Here is a 17,685-nt window from a genome sequence, read left to right on the forward strand (position 1 = left end):
AAGTTCGGCCTGACATGAAGCGCGTATCCCCCGGTGAGGGCTTCATCGTGCCGCCACGCCCGACGCGGGTCGCCGCGGCCGAGACGCCCAAAGGTCCGCTCGCCTCCTCCCTCGTCGTGTTCGCGATCATCGTCGCCGGCCTGTTTCTCGCGCGCGAGGTGCTGATCCCCATCGCCATCGCGGTGCTCCTGTCCTTCGTGCTGGGCCCGCTGGTCAATTTCCTGCGCCGGCTGCGGCTGGGGCGGGCGGTGGCGGTGCTCGTCTCGGTGCTGTTTGCCGCGGGCCTGATCGCCGCGCTCTCCACCGTGATCGGCGTCCAGGTCGCCGAACTCGCCCAGGACGTGCCGCGCTACCAGCGCACCGTCGAGCGCAAGATCGAGGGGCTTCGCAACGGCTCCCTCGGCCAGACGATGGACTACATCGCCAACATCAACCGGGCGATCCACCAGAGCGGCGAGGAAAGCAAGGAGAGCGCCGAGCGCGCCAAGGAGCGATCCTTGCGCGAGCAGGCCGCCCGCAAGGCCGAGCCGGAACCGGCCAAGCCCCTGGTCGTGCAGGTGGAGGAGCGCCGCCCGAGCCCGCTCGAACTCGCCACCACCGTGCTCTCGCCGGTGGCGCAGCCCCTGGCCACCGCCGGCATCGTCATCGTCGTCCTCCTGTTCATCCTGATGCAGCGGGAGGACCTGCGCGACCGCCTGATCCGGCTCGCCGGCTCAAGCGACCTCCACCGCACCACGGTCGCCATGGACGACGCGGCGCGGCGGCTCTCGCGCTACTTCCTGGGCCAGCTCGCCCTCAACACCGCCTTTGGCATCGTCATCGGCGTCGGGCTCTGGATCATCGGCGTGCCGAGCCCGGTGCTGTGGGGCATCTTCGCTCTGGTCATGCGCTTCATACCCTATATCGGCGCCGTCCTGTCGGCGGTGCTGCCGATCGCGCTCGCGGCCGCGGTCGATCCGGGCTGGAGCATGGTGCTGGCGACCTTCCTGCTCTTCGCCATCGTCGAGCCCATCGTCGGGCATGTCGTCGAGCCGCTGGTCTACGGCCACTCCACCGGCCTCTCGCCGTTCTCCGTGCTGGTCTCGGCTCTGTTCTGGACCTGGCTGTGGGGACCGGTCGGGCTCCTGCTCTCGACGCCGCTCACCGTCTGCCTCGTGGTGCTCGGACGCCACGTCGACCGGCTCGAATTCCTCGACGTGCTGTTCAGCAACCGCCCGGCGCTGACCCCGGTCGAGAACTTCTACCAGCGCATGCTCGCCGACGACCCGGAGGAGGCGCAGGAGCATGCCGAGCTGATCCTGCGGGAATGCTCGCTCTCGGCCTATTACGACGACGTCGTGCTGAAGGGTCTCGAGCTCGCCGCCCGCGACGCCGCGCGGGGCGTGCTGACGCCCGACCAGAAGGACGAGATCCGCGCCTCGATCACCGCGCTGGTGGAGGATCTGGAGGAGCGCGAGGACGCGGTGCCCGATCCGGCCTCCAAACCCACCCGCCTGATCCCGGACGGATCGCGCGACGGGGAGAGCGCCTGCAAGAGCGACCCGATCCCCGAGCCCGATCCGGACGACCTGCCCGAGCCGTGGCGCCGGGACGGCGCGGTGCTGCTCGTCTCCGGTCGCGGCTTCCTCGACGGGGCGGCGACGGCCATTGCCGACCAGCTCCTGCGCAAGCGCGGCTTCGGCACGCGGCAGGTGCCCTTCGCCGAGGTCGCGCGGGTGCGCATCGGAGCATGGGAGCCCGGTCCGGCCCAGGCGGTCTGCGTGATCTCGCTGGCCCTCTCCGGCGAGCCGACCCATCTGCGCCGCCTCGTCTCGCGGCTGCGCCAGAAGATCGATGCCGTGCCGATCGTCGCCGGGCTGTGGCGCCTCGACGAGCCGATTCTCTCCGACGAGGCGCAGCGGGCCAAGCTCGGGGCCGACGATCACGTCACCTCGCTGCGCGACCTGATCGAGACGATCCTCGCCATCGCGCGCAACGACGCGCCGCAGCAGCCGCAGCGCCAGGAGGCGGCGGTGCCGCCGCGGCAAGCGCTGCCCGAACCCGTCTAGCGGGCGAGGGCGCCGGGGACCGACCGGATCGGGCGGATCAGACTTCCGTCAGGTAGCTTCCGTGGACCCAACCCGAGAAATCGGGCAGTCCGGCCTCGTTGAGCACCGAGACGAAGCGCCAGTTTCCCTCGCGCTCATGGATCATCACCCGGGTGCCGTCCGCCAGCGGAACCGGCCGCAGCGGCGGTGCCGAGGCCCGGGGCTCGGACCGGATATTCAGGCCTGTGGGCGAGCGCACGGCGAAGACCTCGGGTCCCTCCTCCTCCCGTCCGAACACCTTCGCCTTGAACATCGACATGTCCCAGGCCGGACCGGGATCGGTCTTGCGGCCGGGCGAGATGTCGTCGTGGCCGATGATCTCGGTCAGGTCGTAATGGGAGCAGACGGCCTGCGCCACGTCGATCGTGGCGTGGATCTGCGCGTCGGTATAGGTCTCCCAGCCGCGCACCGGACCACCGTTCTTGTGGCGAGCCTCGACGACCTTGCTGGCATCGACCGCGCTGCCCGTCCACGAGACCCAGCCCGATCCGGACTTCGAGAGCGGCCCCCAATTCTCGATCTCGATACCGATCGCGCTGCGGTTGAGGCCGGTGTAGCGCTGACCGTCCTTGGCCGTCCAACTGCTCTGGCCCGCGTGCCAAGCGACCACGTTGAAGGGAACGCACTGGATCACCGTTCCGTCGCGGCGCACGACCACGTGCGCGGACACCTTCGCCTGCCGGTTCGAGAAGTACTTCGCGATATCCGAACTCGGCCCGCTGGCCGTGAAGTGAATGACGAGAAACTTCGGATCGAGCGCACCGCCTGCATTCGGCGAAGCGACGAAGTCGACTCCAGCCTGTCCGACAGCGAGCTTATGTGAACGAATTTTGTACATGAAATCCTCCCGGACCATGGACACGAACAATAGAAACTTTTATCGGATTCGATCGAATCAATAATCAGACTTATGCTCTCATGATTCTACACAAGTGACAACAGCAATCACTGCCACCGGCCATCCGGCAGGTCGTCCGATGCCCGCGAAACCTGACGGGGCAAGACTATCCGCCTCGGTCTCACCGCAAGCGGGGAGGGAGCGCCCACCCCGGCGGGCACGGGATGCGAACGGAAATCGCAGGGCCGGCTTGACGGCGCCCTCCGCCGACGTCTTCGTCTCAGTCCATCAACGGGAGACTGCCCCTCGATGAGCGTCGTCGATCTCGCCCAATTCATGGAAGACCTCGCCACCCAATCCGGGGCGGCGATCCTGCCGTTCTTCCGGGCGCATTTCGGCCTGGACGACAAGTCCCACGGAACCGGCCGCGCCTTCGATCCGGTCACCGAGGCGGACCGCGCGGCGGAGACCGTGATGCGCCGGATGATCAAGGACCGGCTTCCCAGCCACGGCATCCTCGGCGAGGAGTTCGGCTCAGAGCGTGCGGACGCGGAATGCGTCTGGGTGCTCGACCCGATCGACGGCACCCGCGCCTTCATCAGCGGCCTGCCGACCTGGGGCACCTTGATCGGGCTCACCCATCACGGCGCGGCGGTGCGCGGCCTGATGCACCAGCCCTATCTCGGCGAGCGCTTCCTCGGCGACGGCAAGACCGCGAGCGTGCGCAGCCCCCGGGGCGAACGTCGCCTGCACAGCCGCCGCAGCGAGGCGCTCGGCGACGCCATTCTCGCCACCACCGATCCGCGCCTGTTCGCCGACGGCGAGGAGGCGGAGCGCTTCCGCGCGATCGAGGCGCAGGTGAAGATGTCGCGCTACGGCGCCGACTGCTACGCCTACTGCATGCTGGCGGCGGGCCAAATCGACCTCGTGGTCGAGGCGGGCCTCAAGCCCTACGACATCGTCGCGCTGATCCCCATCGTCGAGGGCGCGGGCGGGGTCGTGACGGGCTGGGACGGCGGACCGGCCACCGGCGGCGGCCGGATCGTGGCGGCGGGCGACCGCCGGCTGCACGAGGCCGCCCTGAGGCTGCTCAATCCGTAGACACGGCTCGCTCCGGTGGCGCGGCCATGCCGGAGAGGTCCCCTTCTCCCGCAAACACCCATCGCCGAGGCGCGGTCCGCCGCGGCGATGGGGCTCCGGATCAGGCGAAGATCAGATCCTTCACCTGTCCGGCCAGCGCGGTATCCCAGGACCAGTTGGAATGGCCGACCAGGTCGCTCGTGCGCAGGACGTCAAGCGGAACCGCCCCCTGCCCCTCGGCGACGACCTTCTCGTTCTTGAGCAGGCGCATGTAGCCGGCCTCGTCCACGCTGGCCTGCCATTTCGCCATCTCCCCCTCGACGATCGCGTCCGCCGCCGTGATCCGGTGCTTGGTGGCGCCCGTCAGGATCTCGAACGCCATGTCATCGCCGTTGCCGACCTGGCCGAGCCAGATGTTGTCGCTGTCGCGGCCATTGCCGGTGTCGAACACGCGCTGATAGCTGCCGTGGCTGAGATCGTCGAAGCGAACCTCGGCGAACATTTTGAAAGCGCCGTCGATCTCCGGGATGCCCTTGAACGGCGTGATCGTCACGTGGGTCACCTCGCCGACCAGCGGCTTGTCCGCCCCCCAATTCGACTTGCCGACGAACTCGTTGACCCGCGCGACGTCCTTGGGGACGATGCCCTGTCCCTCGCTCAGGAGCGCTCCGTCCTTGAACAGGCGCATCCAGCCGGTGTCGTCGACGCTGGTCGTCCAGGTCGCCTTCTGGCCCTCCACGATCGCGCCTTTCGCAACGATGGAGGCGGACTTGTCGCCGTTCACAATCGTGAACTGCATGTCGCTGGAGGTGCCGATCTGTCCGAGGAAGACGTTGTCGGCGTTCGCTCCGTTGCCGAGGTCGAAGACCCGCTGCCACGCACCGGCATCGATGTCGTCGAACCGAACCGTCGCGCTGGCGGTGAAGGCCCCGTGGATGTCGGGCAGGTCGTCCTTGAAGGTCAGGTCGTAGACGTTGCCGACCAGCGCCGTATCCTGCGCCCAGTTGGAGTGCCCGACGAACTCCTTCGCCCGCGTCACGTCGCGCGGCACGGTGCCCTGACCCTCGGCGACGAGCGCGCCGTCCTTGTAGAGCGACATCCATCCCTTCTCGTCGACGCCGGCGGTCCAGCGCGCCTCCACGCCCTGCGTGATCGCGTCCTTGGCGGTGATGCGGTGCTTGACCGCGCCGTCGAGGATCTCGAAGGCCATGTCGCGCCCATTGCCGACCTGCCCGAGCCAGATGTTGTCGCTGTCGGGGCCGTTGCCGGTGTCGAAGACGCGCTGATAGTTGCCGCCCGCGAGATCATCGAACCGCACCCGCGCGGTGACGCTGAACGCGCCGTCGATGTCGGGAATGTCGGGGCGGTAGGCTTCGTCGGCGGCGGCGTTGAGGGCCATCGCGTAGGTCGCGCCGCCGGCCTTCACGGTGCCGAAGCGCCCCTGCAGGTGGGCGAGAAGACCGGCCGTGCCGAGCACCGTATCGTCGAAGCTCAAGGATTCGATCGAGGTCAGCGTATCGACGCTGCCCGAGGGGAGATGCTTGACGGCGAGCGGGCCGGTGGAGGTGCTCGCGTCGTAGAGGACGACGTAGTCCTGGCTCCGGCCTGCGAACACGGCCTTGTCGATGCCGTCGCCGCCATCCAGCGCGTCGTTTCCGGGTCCGCCGATGAGAACGTCGTCGCCCGCGCCGCCGAAGAGCCTGTCGTCGCCCGCACCGCCGTCGATCCAGTCGTTGCCGCCGTAGGCGTAGAAGGTGTCGCTGCGGTTGCCGAGCCAGATCTTGTCGGCACGCTCGGTCGCGATCGGCATGCCCCGGTCCTGGAGCATGGCGAGGTCGAGGTCCGAGATGCCCTTGCGCACACCCGAGGAGATCGAGGCGCCCATCAGATCCCCGTCGAACCCGACATGCGCCCGACCCCAATCGAGCGGGCTCGCGCCACCGAGAACCGTCCGCGTATTCTCGCCGTTGAAGACGAAGCCCCCGCCGGCATCCGTCGCGGCCTGGAAATCGAGAAAGCCGAGCGCGTGGCCGAGCTCGTGCTGCATCACCGAGAAGGCGTCGATCCGGTCGCCGGGAACACCTGCAACACCCGCCGGATCGTAGAACCAGCCGCGGTAACTATAATCGGCGAGCGTGAGGTCACCGTCGGGCTTGCTGCCGTTCCCGTCATAGCCCTCGCGGGCCTTGAGGATGGTGGCATAGTCCCACCCGCCTCCATTCCAGGCGTAGGTGGGTCCGGCGTTGGCGAGGATGCCGCCGCTGCCGATATTGCCGATCGCGAGGGCGATATCGATCGTGCTGTCGCCTTGAATGTACTTGGCCCAGCCGTCGGCCGCGCCTTGAGCCGTCGCAAGGATCACGTCGGCCTGCCAACCGGCGAGCCAAGGCGAGTAGCCGTTTGCCCAAAAGACAGAGATTTTCGCCATCGATCAATCTTTCCATTAATCTGGACTTCGATCCGCCGCCGGCATGTCCATTCACCGGCCGAGGTCGACAACTTCAAGTTCAGGATTTATCAGTCAATCGCTCGGCTCATCTGACCAAGCCTTCGCAACCGAGAGCTATTATCAATCTGCTCTTCGAATATTGAGAAGCGGATTAAAGTTTTATCTTAACATATGCTGGATTTTTGCGGATCGGCGCGAGCAAGCTCGTCCGCGACAGGACGAGCGCATCCGAGGAAATTTCACTGCAACAGTCATCGATCATCAGGGACATCCGCTTGTCCGAAACGATCGGTCGCGTGATAAAATTTTTTTCAGCGAGCATTCAAATGATCACGCCACTAAAATTACGCATAGTGTCGAACTTTATTCTCAGTATGCGGCGTCTTCTGGCACAGAAAATTTGCGCACGATTGCTCGGATCGAATACCGGCAAGAAGATGCATTGATCGAGGCAGGCCGACCGCCGAGACGGCATTCCGCTTCGATCCGGGGCGGTCGCATCGGACCGGAGCGCCCCTCGGGAGTCGCCCGCTACCGGCCATTTCCATCCCTGGCGCGGCGGGCGCTGCGTATGAGGCGCGAAGGGGATCGGCGGCGCCGCGTTCAGCGCGCGCGTCCGGCGAACGCTCTCAGGCCGGTCCGGCGCCTCAGCCGGGGAGGGCGGGCTCAGACAGGGTCCGCTCGGCGGCAGCCTGGGAGCCGTGGCCCGGAATGAAGGCGTCGAAGGCGGCCCAGAAATCGGTGCGGATCGCGTCGCACTCGGTGAGGATCTCGTGGCGGGCACCCGGCAGCACGATCAGGTGCCCGGTCTTGAGCCGGGCGACGAAGCGCTCGATCGTCGGCGTGCCGCAGACGGGATCGGCTCCGGCCCCGATGATGAGGCAGGGCGTGCGGATCCGCCGGATCAGCGCCGGATCTTCCAGCCGGCGCATGGCGCGAAAGGCGGAGGCGAGCCAGGCGATCGTCGGATCGCCGACCGCGCCGGCGCCGACCTCGCGGGCGGCGGCCGCGTTGCGGGCGTAGCGCACCGGATCGGTGGAGAGGCGGTTGCCGGGGAACGGCTTGGTGGCGATCGAGACCTTGCTGCCGGAGGGCACGTAGCAGCGCCCGAGGCCGAGCCGGTGCAGTCCGCGCGCGAGCAGCGAGACCGCCGCCGGCCAGCGCACCATGCGGATCGACAGCATCGGCGCGACGGTGACGAGCCGCCGGAACGGCAGCCAGCCCTCGGCCGATCCCGTCAGCGCCACCGCGCCGCCCATGGAATGGGCGAGCCCGAAATACGGCTCGGGCATCATCGGCACGAGCACCGTCTCGGTGATCGCCTTGAGATCGAGGCGGTAATCGTCGAAGTGGCGGACATGGCCCTTGTGGGCATCGCGGACCTGCCGTCCGGAATCACCCTGCCCACGCCAGTCGAAGGCGACGACGCAGAAGCCGCGGGCGCGCAGGTCGGCGATCGTCTCGTAATATTTCTCGATGAACTCGGCCCGGCCCTGGAGCAGGCAGACCGTGCCCTTCACGCCGCGCGTCGTCGGCTGCCACGTCGCGGCCCGCAACGTTACGCCGTCATCGGTCTCGACCGGCACGAGCCGGGCGCCGGGCGGCACCGGGTTGCCGGGGGTGGGTCTCAGATTCAGCACGGCCGACGCGTCCCGGAAAAATTTTCGCTCAAGCTCACGCAAAAACCTCGCAAACAGACCCTTGCGCGGTTTTTGGCTCCCACCAATATCACGGTAGCGCCGGCCGAGACGGCGGCGCGACGGTCCGGCCCACGGGCGGACCTGAATACACAGAGCATGTTGCTTCGTCTGGAGGATATGTGATGCGTCAGTTCGATCTGGCTCCCCTGTACCGTTCCACCGTCGGCTTCGACCGCCTTTTTGCGGCTCTCGACGGTTTCGTGAGCGCCGAGGCTGCTCCGACCTATCCGCCCTACAACATCGAGCGCACGGGTGAGAACGTCTACCGTGTCACCGTCGCGGTGGCCGGCTTCACCGAGGCCGACCTGTCGATCGAGGTGAAGGAGAACGCCCTCACCATCAAGGGCGAGCGCAAGGCCGCCGAGGGCAAGTCTTCCGAGGTTCTCTACCAGGGTATCGCCGCCCGCGCCTTCGAGCGCCGCTTCCAGCTCGCCGACCACGTGCAGGTGACCGGCGCCGTGCTTGAGAACGGCCTCCTCCACGTCGATCTCGTTCGCGAGGTCCCGGAGGCGAAGAAGCCGCGCCGCATCGAGATCGCGAGCCGGCCGTCGAGCCAGCCGGTGATCGAGGGCTCGGTCCAGCAGGCCGCCTAACCGTCCGGCCGCAAGGCCGGCGACCCGGATGGAAAACGCCCCGGCCCTCGTGGCCGGGGCGTTCTCGTATGGGGCGCTCAGAAATCCCCGAAGCGGTCGTTGTAGCTCGGCTCGTAACAGGTGAAACCGATGAAGCAGCCGGGCGTGTCGCGGGTCGGTACGAAGGCGCGCCGCCCGATCTCCGTCGCCTCGCAGAACGAACGGTCGCGCACGAAGCGGTCGTAGGTCTGCCCACCGGTGCCGAGCACCGCCGCGCCCTCGCGATGGATCACCGCGCGGGCCTGAGCACAGGTCATGTTCGTGGTGGAGGGGCGCTGCGCCAGGGCAGCGCCGGTACCGGCGATGAGCACGGCCGCGGCGACGAGGGCGGATCGCGAGAGGAGGCGTCGCATGAAGAGGATCCGGCGCGGAGACGTCTGCTTCCTCAACAGCGCCGATCACGGATGTATCCCGTCGAGTTCCGGCAGCAGGACCACGCTCTCCTGCTCGTTCGGATCGGTGCGGGCGATGATTGCCGTGCAGGGCTCGCTCGGACTCGGATTGTAGGGCAGGTGCGGCACGCCGGCCGGGATGTAGAAATACGCGCCGGGCTTCAGCTCGGTGTGATGCTCCAGTCGCTCTCCCCACCAGGTGCAGGAGGTGCCCGTGAGCGCGTAGATCGCGGTCTCGTGGCCCTCGTGCTTATGCGCCTTGGCCCGCGCGCCGGGCGGGATCGTCACCATCTGCAGGTGGATGCCGGTCGCGCCCGCCGTCTCCGCCGAGATGCCGGGCGCGTAGGACAACCCCTGCTTGCCGATGAAGGCGTCGCCGGGCTGCACCAGCCGGCAGAGCCTCTCACCCGCCCCGGCCATCGCCTACAGGTCTCCGAAGGCGAGTTGCCCCTGAGGTGCAGCCGGCCTCTTCGCCGCGCGCGGCGCGTCCTTGCGGGGGAGGGGCTTCGTGCGCGGCCTCGGTTGCGGTTTGGGGTCGGCGCGCATGCGGGCCTTCGCCCTGTCGCGGGCCACCGCCTCGGGGGCATGCGGATCGTCGTCGAGCCACTTGCCGCGCTTGATCACCTCGTTGACGCGGCCCTGGTTCACCCCGACCTTGAAGGCGATCTCCTGCTGAGTCATGCCGGTGGAGGCGTGCAGCTCCAGGATCGCGCGGGCGAGGTCGGGCGTCATCTTCTGGCCGGTGATGCGCCGGGCCGGGCGGATGGTGCGGGTCTGCCGGTCGCGCTCGCGCAAGCGCTCGAGCAGGGCGAGCGCCATGTGCATGCCGTGCTCGCGCAGAGCCTCCTCGAATTCCTTCAGCGTCGCCATGACCGGCTCCTCGTCCGGGGGGCGGACATCCGACGGGGAAACGCCCTGCCCATGCCCCAGGTTGCCTACGCTCCGGGGCGCCGATCAGGAGACGCGCGCGTGGTCGAAGGCGCAAGCCGACGCGATGTCCCGTCCACCGCAAATCGCCCGTCCTGCCCCGCCCGACGCCGCGGCGAGTCGGCGTGTTGGCAGAGTGTCGACCCGTCGGTTACACCGCGCACCAACCTATCGTGCGGAAACGACAGCCATGATCAGCCCCGTCCTTCCCGTCTCCCGCTCCGAGGTGGCGCCGGGCGCGCCCGCCCTCGTCGAGGCGCTGGAGAGCGGTTCGGTCCTCGTCTTCCGCGACCTCGACTTTCCCTTCGATGCCTTCGAGCAGCGTTTCGTCGAGCGTCCCTTCGCCGACGGCAAGGCCAAGAACGTCTCGATCCGCAACGAAACCGCAGAGTTGCGGGGCGGGGCCGGCAGCGCGGAGGAGCAGGCGCGCCTGCGCGACCTGCTGGTGCGCTACCGCCGCTTCGCGCAAGACCTGATCGATAGCTACCTGCCGGCCTATCACGGCAAGGTTTCGCTCGCGGGCACCTCGTACCGCCCGTTCGACGTCGACAAGCGCAAGCTGAGCTGGCGGCGCGACGACACCCGCATGCACGTCGATGCCTTCCCCTCCAACCCGATCGGCGAGCGGCGCATCCTGCGCATCTTCCGCAACATCAACGCCGAGGGGCAGCCGCGGCTCTGGCGGGTCGGCGAGGATTTCGGCTCGATGGCGGAGAAGTTCCTGCCCAAGCTCCCGGGCTATTCCGGCCTCTCGGCGAGCGTGCTGGCCGCGCTGAAGATCACCAAGGCCAAGCGCTCGGAATACGATCACCTGATGCTGCATCTCCACGACGCCCTGAAGCGCGATCTCGACTATCAGGCCCATGCGCCCCAGGCCGATGTGCGCTTCCAGCCCGGCGAGACCTGGGTGACCTTCTCCGACCTCGTGATGCACGGCGCGATGGGCGGTCGCTACATGCTGGAACAGACCGCCTACATCGCCGTCGCCGATCAAGCCGATCCGGAGAAGAGCCCGCAGCGGATCCTGGCGAGGAAACTCGGACGGCCGCTGAAGCATTGAGCGGGCCGCGGCCTCAGACGGCCTCCGGCCCCTCCGTCAGCTCCCGCCACAGCAGGATCAGGGCGGCCATCACCGCCGGGCCGACGAACAGGCCGAGCAGGCCGAAGGTCTCGACCCCGCCGAGGATGCCGAGCAGCACCCAGAGGAAGGGCAGGCGGGTGGTGCCGCCGATCAGAGCCGGGCGGACGAAGTGGTCGGCGACGAAGGTGACGACGAAGCCGGCCGCCAGCACCGTCACCGCGGGCACCACCGCACCTCCCGCCAGCAGCAGAGCGGCGGCGAGGCCGAAGGCCAGCGGCGCGCCGAACGGGATCATCGCGGCAACGGCCGTGAAGGCGCCGAACAGCACCGGATGCGGCACGCCGGCCAGGGCGTAGACGATTCCGAGCAGGAAGCCCTCGCCGATCCCGACGAGAACCAGCCCGTCGACCGTGCCGTGGACCGAGGCCACCATCTGGCGCGCCACCCGCTCGCCGCGCGGCCCGAACAGGCGCTCGCTCGCCCGCAGCGACTGGGCCACGACGGTATCGCCCTCGCGGAACAGGAAGAACAGCGACAGCAGACAGAAGCCGAACAGCACCACCCGATGCACCAGCCCGGCTCCGACGGTGCGGGTCAGGTCGCGGTTGGAGGCGGTGTTGAGACGCTCGCTCAGCTCATGCGCGAGCCCGGCATGGGCGAGATGGGCGTTCCACCATTCGGTCACGGCGGAGGCGCCGTAGGGCAGGTGGGCGACGAAGTCCGGGACCGGGATGCCGTTTCGCTCGGCTTCGCGGGCGTAATCGAGAAGGTCGTGCGCCTCGCGGGTCGCCTCGACCCCCAGCAACGCCAGAGGCAATAGGAGAACCAGGGCGACGAGGCCGGTGAAGACGGCCGGCCAGAGGATGTTGTGCCGCCCCGGCGGAAAGCGGCGGCGGACCCGATTGAAGAGCGGCCAGAGGGCGATGGCGAGCACCAGCGCCCAGACCAGGGCCCGCAGGAATCCGGACAGGATGTAGAGGCCGAGTCCGAGCAAGCCCGCGACGAGAAGCGCCCGCAGCAGTCTCTGGCCGCGGTCGCCTCCGGGCCCCGTCTGATCGCTGGCGCGCATCGCCGCCTTGCTCCGTTCCGCCGGACTGGCGGCGCGGGCAAACTAAGGCGGATCGCGCCGCGATCCAGAGCCATCGCCAAGCCGTTGCGCGCCCAGTCGTCGGAACGAACTGCGAACAAACCCTTGACCTATGAGCCGCGCGGAAGCACTGTTCATGGAACGTTCCAGACCGATTCGCCGTGCTCGCGGCGAAGCAAGGCAGGAGGCTTCCATGATCGAGATCGGCTTCGACGACGATATGCTCGACCGGCCGGCTCCTGCGGCGCGGACGCCGTCCCCGGATCGGGACTGGCGCATCCTCGACGACGGTCTCGAACACGCCGCGAGCGGCTACTTCATCGCCCGCGACGAGATCGCGGGCCGCCGCGGCGACGGTCTCTGGATCTGGCCGATGCAGCTCGCCGAGAAGGCGTGGTGCGCGCCGCTCGGCTTCCGGCGCGTCTTCCTGGCCGCCCTGGAGCGCTACGGCGTGGCGGCGGATGCGGATCTCGCCCGCTCCTTCGCCCTCGGCTTCGGCATCCAGGATGCGGGGCAGAGGCACAATGACCGCTTCGTAGCGCTCGGTGAACTCGTGCGCCCGCGCGCGGCTGAGCGCAAGCGGACGCTGCCCGCCGAGAGCCGCCGCTCCGGCCGCGAGCGGCCGCGGCAGGGCGCGGACACCCGCGCGCCGGCGCTCGACCTCAGCCGCTCGGCCGGCTGAGAAAGGCGGGCCGGGCCCGGTGGACGGCCGCGCGGAACCCGGGCGGCCGCTCGACGCGACGCCCGAGGTTGCCCGCGCTCCACCGCTTCGTGTAAGGGGTCGCGATCTTTTCAGTAGCGCCATCGGGAACCGGCGGCGAAGCGGGGCCGCGGACCGGCTCGGGCGCCATGGGGGCGTGCCGCGTGAGGGGTCGGCGACGCCGGACATGAAGAATCGAGAAAGCGGCCAGCCCTAATGTCGAACGAGACCGCCACCTTCGACCGCGTCGCGGACATCATCGCCGAGACGGCGGACATCCCGCGCGACAAGATCACCCCCGAGAGCCACGCCATCGACGATCTCGGCATCGATTCGCTCGCCTTCCTCGACATCGCCTTCGCGGTCGACAAGGCCTTCGGGATCAAGCTGCCGCTGGAGCGGTGGACCCAGGAGGTCAACGAGGGCAAGGTTCCGGCCGAGCAGTACTTCGTGCTGAAGAACCTCTGCGCGCGCATCGACGCGCTGGTCGCCGAGAAGGCGGCCAAGGCCTGATTCGTCGGGCTTGAGGAGTTCGCGCGATGCGGCTCGAATATTTCGAGATGATCGATTCCGTGGTGCGGCTCGACCGCGCCGCCGGACGCATCGAGGCGCGGGCGCTCGTGCCCGAGGCGAGCCCGGTCTTCGAGGGGCATTTCCCCGGCCATCCCCTGGTGCCGGGGGTGCTGCTGACGGAGACCATGGCCCAGGCTTCCGGATACCTCGTGCTCGCCCATCTCGACTTCGCACAGATGCCGTTCCTCATGGCGGTGGACAAGGCTCGGTTCCGCTCGTTCGTCGGTCCGGGCGCCGCCCTCGACATCACGGCGAGCCTGGAACACGACGGTTCGGGCTACGCGGTGACGAAGGCCGCGATCCGCCACGAGGGCAAGGCGCTCTGCGACGCGGAGCTTCGGTTCCGGACCATGCCGTTCCCCGCCGGGCTCGACGCGCCGATGCGCGAGCGCGCCCGAAAGATCGGCTTGCTCGAGGGAGACCAGCCGTGAGCCGCCCGCAGGCCCGCGACGTCGTCGTCACCGGAATCGGACTCGTCTCCTGCGCGGGGGAGGGCATCGAGGCGCATCTGACGGCCTTCGCCTCGGACGCGCCGCCGCGGACGGATGCCGAGACCTTCGCGCCCTACCCGGTGCACCCGATCGCGCCGCTCACCTTCGATACGCAGATCCCGAAGAAGTCGGACCAGCGCCAGATGGAGCTGTGGCAGCGGCTCGGCGTCTATGCCGCCGGCCTCGCCCTCGACTCGGCCGGGGTGAAGGAGGATGCGGCCTTCAAGTCGGCGCTCCCGCTCGTGGTGGCGGCGGGCGGCGGCGAGCGCGACTATGCGGTCGATGGGGCCATCCTCACCGGCCTGCGCGGGACCAACGATCCCGGCGCCTTCCTCAACGAGCGGCTCCTGAACGACCTGCGGCCAACCCTGTTCCTGGCGCAGCTCTCGAACCTGCTCGCGGGCAATATCAGCATCGTCCACGGCGTCACCGGTGCCTCGCGCACCTTCATGGGCGAGGAGTCGAGCGGCGTCGATGCGCTGCGCATCGCCCATGCCCGGATCGCCTCCGGTCAGGTCGAGACGATGATGGTCGGCGGCTCGTACAATGCCGAGCGGCCGGACGTCCTCGTCATTCACGAGATGGGCGGCTACCTCCTCAAGGACGCCTACCGGCCGGTCTTCGAGCGCGGGGGCGAGGGGAACGGCGGCTTCATCCTCGGCAGCGCCGCCGCCTTCCTGATTCTGGAAGCGGCCGAGCACGCCGCCGCCCGCGGCGCCAGGGCCTTCGCCCGGCTGATGCCGGTAGCCAACGATCGGGTGGCCCGCGCGCCGAACAGCGTCTCGGCGAGCCTGACCCGCCTGATCGCCGAGGCCGGGATCGAGCGGCCGGACGTGGTTCTCTCGGGCGCCACCGGGCTGTCCGACCTCGCCGCCGAGGAGATCGCGGGCATCCACGCGGCGCTGCCGGGCGCGGGCATCCGCGCCACCGGCGATGTGATCGGTCATCCGATCGAGGTTGCCGCCCCGTTCGGGACGGCCCTGGCCGCGGCCCTCTGCGCCGTCGGCTCGGCCCGGGAAGTCGCGGTCACCTCCGTCGGCCACCGCCGCGGCGAGGGCGTGATCCGCGTCGTGAAGGTCTAGAGCATCGCTCCGAAAGCTGGTCGCCGGCTTTCGGAGAGCGACGATGCGAGGCAAATGGCTGGAGCATCGTCCCGGGAGGCGTCTGCCGTCCCTCGGGAAGCGACGATGCGGGAACGAGAGGCAGCCGGTCCGGAGATCGCCGCCCCGGCGGTCCGGATGCGTGCCGGCCGAGAAGATGGTCTGAGGCCCCGATGTCAGAACCGCGCTCCTCATCCACCCACGACGCCCTGGGCCGCCCGCTCGTCGCGGTGACGGGCCTCGGCATCGTCACCTCCCTCGGCCGCGGCGTCACCGAGAACTGGGACGCGCTGACCGCCGGCCGCTCCGGCATCCGCGCCATCAGCCGCTTCCCCACCGAGGGCCTGCGCACCCGCATCGCCGGCACCGTCGATTTCCTCGATACCGACCCCCTGGTGGCGCCGCTCCTGTCGGAGCGCTTCGCCATGGTCGCGGCCGAGGAGGCGGTGACGCAGTCCGGCATCGGCGCGGGCTTTCCGGGCGGCCTGTTCGTGGCGGTGCCGCCGGTCGAGATGGAATGGCCCCAGCGCCAAGCTCTCGCGGAGGCCGCCGGCGAGGCGGGCGAGGTAAGCTATGCAGGCCTCCAGCGCGCCGCAGCGACCCGCCGCTTCGACGCGTGGCACGATCTGTTCATCTTCGGCACGGTGGCCGACCGGCTCGCCGACCGCTTCGGCACCCGCGGCTCGCCGATCTCGCTCTCGACCGCCTGCTCGTCCGGCGCCACCGCGATCCAACTCGGCGTCGAGGCGATCCGCCGGGGGGAGATGGAGGCCGCGCTCTGCATCGGCACCGACGGCTCGGTGAACCCGGAATCGCTGATCCGCTTCTCGCTGCTTTCGGCGCTGTCGACGCAGAACGAACCGCCGGAGGGCGCCTCGAAGCCCTTCTCGAAGAACCGCGACGGCTTCGTCATGGGCGAGGGCGCCGCCGCCCTGGTGCTGGAGAGCGCCGAATCCGCCAGGGCGCGCGGAGCGAAGATCCTCGGCTACGTGCTCGGATGCGGCGAGAAGGGCGACGGCTTCCACCGCACCCGCTCCAGCCCGGACGGGGCGCCGGTGATCGCGGCGATGCGCGCGGCGCTCGACGACGCGGGCATCGGGCCCGACCAGATCGATCACGTCAACGCGCACGGCACCTCGACGCCGGAGAACGACAAGATGGAGGCGCTCGGCTGCTCGGCGGTGTTCGGCGAGCGGGTCGGAGGGCTGCCGATCTCCTCCAACAAGTCGATGATCGGCCACACGCTGACCGCGGCGGGCGCCATCGAGGCGGTCGTCTCGCTGCTGACGATCCGCGAGGGGCGCATTCCGCCGACGATCAACTACGCCGTGCCCGATCCGGCGCTGCTCCTCGACGTGGTGGGGACCGCCCGCGACACCCGCGTCTCGCGGGTCCTGTCGAATTCCTTCGGCTTCGGTGGGCAGAACACCTGCCTCGTCCTGGGAGACGAGCCGGCATGAGCACGGACATGACCGGAGGCAGGACCTCCGTCCTCGTCGTCGGCGGTGCCTCCGGACTCGGCGCGGCGACCGTCCGCGCCCTGGCCTCGGCCGGCCACGACGTGACCTTCACCTACCGCTCCTCGCCGGAGCGGGCCGGGGCGCTTGCCGACGAACTGGCGCAGGCGCATGGCGAGGGCCGCGTCACCGCCCGCGCCCTTGATTTGTCGGACCGCGCGGCCGTCGAGGCGTTCTGCGACTGGGCCGAGGCGCAGGGGTTCTACGGCTACGTCCACAATGCCGGTCAGTCGGCGGACGCGCTCGCGGCCATGCTCGACCGTGACAGGTCCGAGGCCGCGATGCAGGTCAATTTCTGGTCGATGACCCGGATCGCCAAGGCGCTTGTGCGTGGCATGATCCGGGCCCGCGCCGGCCGCATCGTCGCCATCGGGTCGGTCGCCGCCCTCCAGGCCAATGCCGGCAATGCGGCCTACGCGGCGACCAAGGGTGCCCTGATCGCCTATTGCCGGACGCTCGCCATCGAGTCGGCCAAGCGCGGTGTGACCGTCAACGTCATCGCTCCGGGCTTCATCGACACCGAGATGCTGGCGGCCTATGCCGGGCACCGCGACGGCATCGAACGCCAGATCCCGCTCGGGCGCTTCGCCCGGCCCGAGGAGGTCGCGGCGATGGCCGCCTTCCTGATCGGCGAGGGCGGCGCCTACATCACCGGCGCGGTGCTGCCGGTCGATGGCGGCCTGACGGCGATGATGGGTATCCACCGGACCTGACCTTCCGCCCCCGATGCGCCGCCTCCTGCCCGCCCTCGCCGTCGCCCTGCTCCTCGCCGGGGACCTGACCGTCCGGGCGGCCGAGTCCTTCCGGGTCGAGGGTCTGCCGCGGGACGACAGCCTGACGATCCGCGAGGCGCCGGATGCCGCCGCGCCGGCGCTCGGACAGATCCCGGCGGGACGACGGGTGCTCGGCTTCGGCTGCACCAACGAGACGCCGAGCGGCCTGACCTGGTGCCGGGTGCGGTTCGACGGCACCCTCGGCTGGGCGCGGCGGCGCTACCTGACGCCGGATTGAGCGGCCCGTCCGGGTCCGGA

The 17,685-nt window shown here is 69.3% G+C and carries 18 protein-coding genes; 11 read left to right on the forward strand and 7 right to left on the reverse strand.

The window, feature by feature from the left end; all coding sequences use genetic code 11:
• The first annotated feature begins 14 nt into the window (after window positions 1-14).
• A complete protein-coding gene (locus HNR01_RS09555; protein ID WP_183667540.1) occupies window positions 15-2,048 on the forward strand; it encodes an AI-2E family transporter in 2,034 nt (677 codons plus the stop codon).
• Window positions 2,049-2,085: 37 nt separating this feature from the next.
• Here HNR01_RS09555 and HNR01_RS09560 read toward each other — a convergent pair whose 3' ends face one another.
• Complete coding sequence (locus HNR01_RS09560; RefSeq protein WP_183667541.1) at window positions 2,086-2,925, reverse strand: N-acetylmuramoyl-L-alanine amidase; 840 nt, start codon at window positions 2,923-2,925, stop codon at window positions 2,086-2,088.
• A 309-nt stretch (window positions 2,926-3,234) separates the two neighbouring features.
• Between HNR01_RS09560 and hisN the strand changes: the two genes are divergently transcribed.
• Entirely contained in the window at window positions 3,235-4,026 is a 792-nt protein-coding gene (gene hisN / locus HNR01_RS09565) for a histidinol-phosphatase (protein ID WP_017483554.1), read from the forward strand.
• A gap of 100 nt (window positions 4,027-4,126) precedes the next feature.
• On the opposite strand, the gene HNR01_RS09570 is transcribed toward hisN, so the two are convergent.
• Window positions 4,127-6,433 (reverse strand): calcium-binding protein, encoded by a 2,307-nt coding sequence (locus HNR01_RS09570; protein WP_183667542.1) that lies wholly within the window; start codon window positions 6,431-6,433, stop codon window positions 4,127-4,129.
• A 668-nt stretch (window positions 6,434-7,101) separates the two neighbouring features.
• Entirely contained in the window at window positions 7,102-8,094 is a 993-nt protein-coding gene (locus HNR01_RS09575; protein ID WP_017483556.1) for an alpha/beta fold hydrolase, read from the reverse strand.
• Window positions 8,095-8,276: 182 nt separating this feature from the next.
• On the opposite strand from HNR01_RS09575, the gene HNR01_RS09580 reads away from it, so the two are divergent.
• A complete protein-coding gene (locus HNR01_RS09580; protein WP_017483557.1) occupies window positions 8,277-8,747 on the forward strand; it encodes an Hsp20 family protein in 471 nt (156 codons plus the stop codon).
• Between the two features lie 77 nt (window positions 8,748-8,824).
• Here the strand turns inward: HNR01_RS09580 and HNR01_RS09585 are convergent, their stop codons facing one another.
• The 3 genes from HNR01_RS09585 to HNR01_RS09595 are packed head-to-tail and all read right to left on the reverse strand — an operon-like array spanning window position 8,825 to window position 10,048.
• On the reverse strand, window positions 8,825-9,139 hold the full coding sequence (locus tag HNR01_RS09585; protein ID WP_183667543.1) for a hypothetical protein: 315 nt from the start codon (window positions 9,137-9,139) through the stop codon (window positions 8,825-8,827).
• A 45-nt stretch (window positions 9,140-9,184) separates the two neighbouring features.
• Window positions 9,185-9,598 carry a cupin domain-containing protein gene (locus HNR01_RS09590; RefSeq protein ID WP_183667544.1) on the reverse strand — a complete coding sequence of 138 codons (414 nt, stop codon included), beginning with the start codon at window positions 9,596-9,598 and terminating at the stop codon, window positions 9,185-9,187.
• 3 nt (window positions 9,599-9,601) lie between these two features.
• Window positions 9,602-10,048 carry a DNA-directed RNA polymerase sigma-70 factor gene (locus HNR01_RS09595; RefSeq protein WP_017483560.1) on the reverse strand — a complete coding sequence of 149 codons (447 nt, stop codon included), beginning with the start codon at window positions 10,046-10,048 and terminating at the stop codon, window positions 9,602-9,604.
• A 247-nt stretch (window positions 10,049-10,295) separates the two neighbouring features.
• Between HNR01_RS09595 and kdoO the strand changes: the two genes are divergently transcribed.
• The gene (gene kdoO / locus HNR01_RS09600; RefSeq protein ID WP_017483561.1) at window positions 10,296-11,165 is read left to right on the forward strand and encodes a Kdo hydroxylase KdoO; all 870 of its coding nucleotides are present in this window, start codon (window positions 10,296-10,298) and stop codon (window positions 11,163-11,165) included.
• A gap of 13 nt (window positions 11,166-11,178) precedes the next feature.
• Here kdoO and HNR01_RS09605 read toward each other — a convergent pair whose 3' ends face one another.
• The gene (locus tag HNR01_RS09605) at window positions 11,179-12,255 is read right to left on the reverse strand and encodes an AI-2E family transporter (RefSeq protein WP_017483562.1); all 1,077 of its coding nucleotides are present in this window, start codon (window positions 12,253-12,255) and stop codon (window positions 11,179-11,181) included.
• Between the two features lie 211 nt (window positions 12,256-12,466).
• Here HNR01_RS09605 and HNR01_RS09610 point away from each other — a divergent pair, with 211 nt between their 5' ends.
• The 7 genes from HNR01_RS09610 to HNR01_RS09640 all read left to right on the forward strand — a co-directional run bounded on the left by HNR01_RS09610 (window position 12,467) and on the right by HNR01_RS09640 (window position 17,665).
• A complete protein-coding gene (locus HNR01_RS09610) occupies window positions 12,467-12,955 on the forward strand; it encodes a hypothetical protein (RefSeq protein ID WP_183667545.1) in 489 nt (162 codons plus the stop codon).
• A 234-nt stretch (window positions 12,956-13,189) separates the two neighbouring features.
• Entirely contained in the window at window positions 13,190-13,486 is a 297-nt protein-coding gene (locus tag HNR01_RS09615) for an acyl carrier protein (protein ID WP_003601886.1), read from the forward strand.
• A 26-nt stretch (window positions 13,487-13,512) separates the two neighbouring features.
• On the forward strand, window positions 13,513-13,977 hold the full coding sequence (locus tag HNR01_RS09620) for an ApeI family dehydratase (protein ID WP_017483564.1): 465 nt from the start codon (window positions 13,513-13,515) through the stop codon (window positions 13,975-13,977).
• Window positions 13,974-15,119, forward strand: a complete 1,146-nt coding sequence (locus HNR01_RS09625) for a beta-ketoacyl-ACP synthase (protein ID WP_017483565.1) — start codon at window positions 13,974-13,976, stop codon at window positions 15,117-15,119. The genes HNR01_RS09620 and HNR01_RS09625 overlap by 4 nt, the downstream gene beginning before the upstream one ends.
• Before the next feature lie 191 nt (window positions 15,120-15,310).
• Window positions 15,311-16,597 (forward strand): beta-ketoacyl-ACP synthase, encoded by a 1,287-nt coding sequence (locus HNR01_RS09630; RefSeq protein WP_183667546.1) that lies wholly within the window; start codon window positions 15,311-15,313, stop codon window positions 16,595-16,597.
• Window positions 16,594-17,367 (forward strand): SDR family NAD(P)-dependent oxidoreductase, encoded by a 774-nt coding sequence (locus tag HNR01_RS09635; protein WP_183667547.1) that lies wholly within the window; start codon window positions 16,594-16,596, stop codon window positions 17,365-17,367. The genes HNR01_RS09630 and HNR01_RS09635 overlap by 4 nt, the downstream gene beginning before the upstream one ends.
• Before the next feature lie 13 nt (window positions 17,368-17,380).
• On the forward strand, window positions 17,381-17,665 hold the full coding sequence (locus HNR01_RS09640) for an SH3 domain-containing protein (protein ID WP_183667548.1): 285 nt from the start codon (window positions 17,381-17,383) through the stop codon (window positions 17,663-17,665).
• The last annotated feature ends 20 nt before the right edge of the window (window positions 17,666-17,685 follow it).

It is taken from the genome of Methylorubrum rhodesianum (genome assembly GCF_014199985.1).
GTDB lineage: Bacteria > Pseudomonadota > Alphaproteobacteria > Rhizobiales > Beijerinckiaceae > Methylobacterium > Methylobacterium rhodesianum.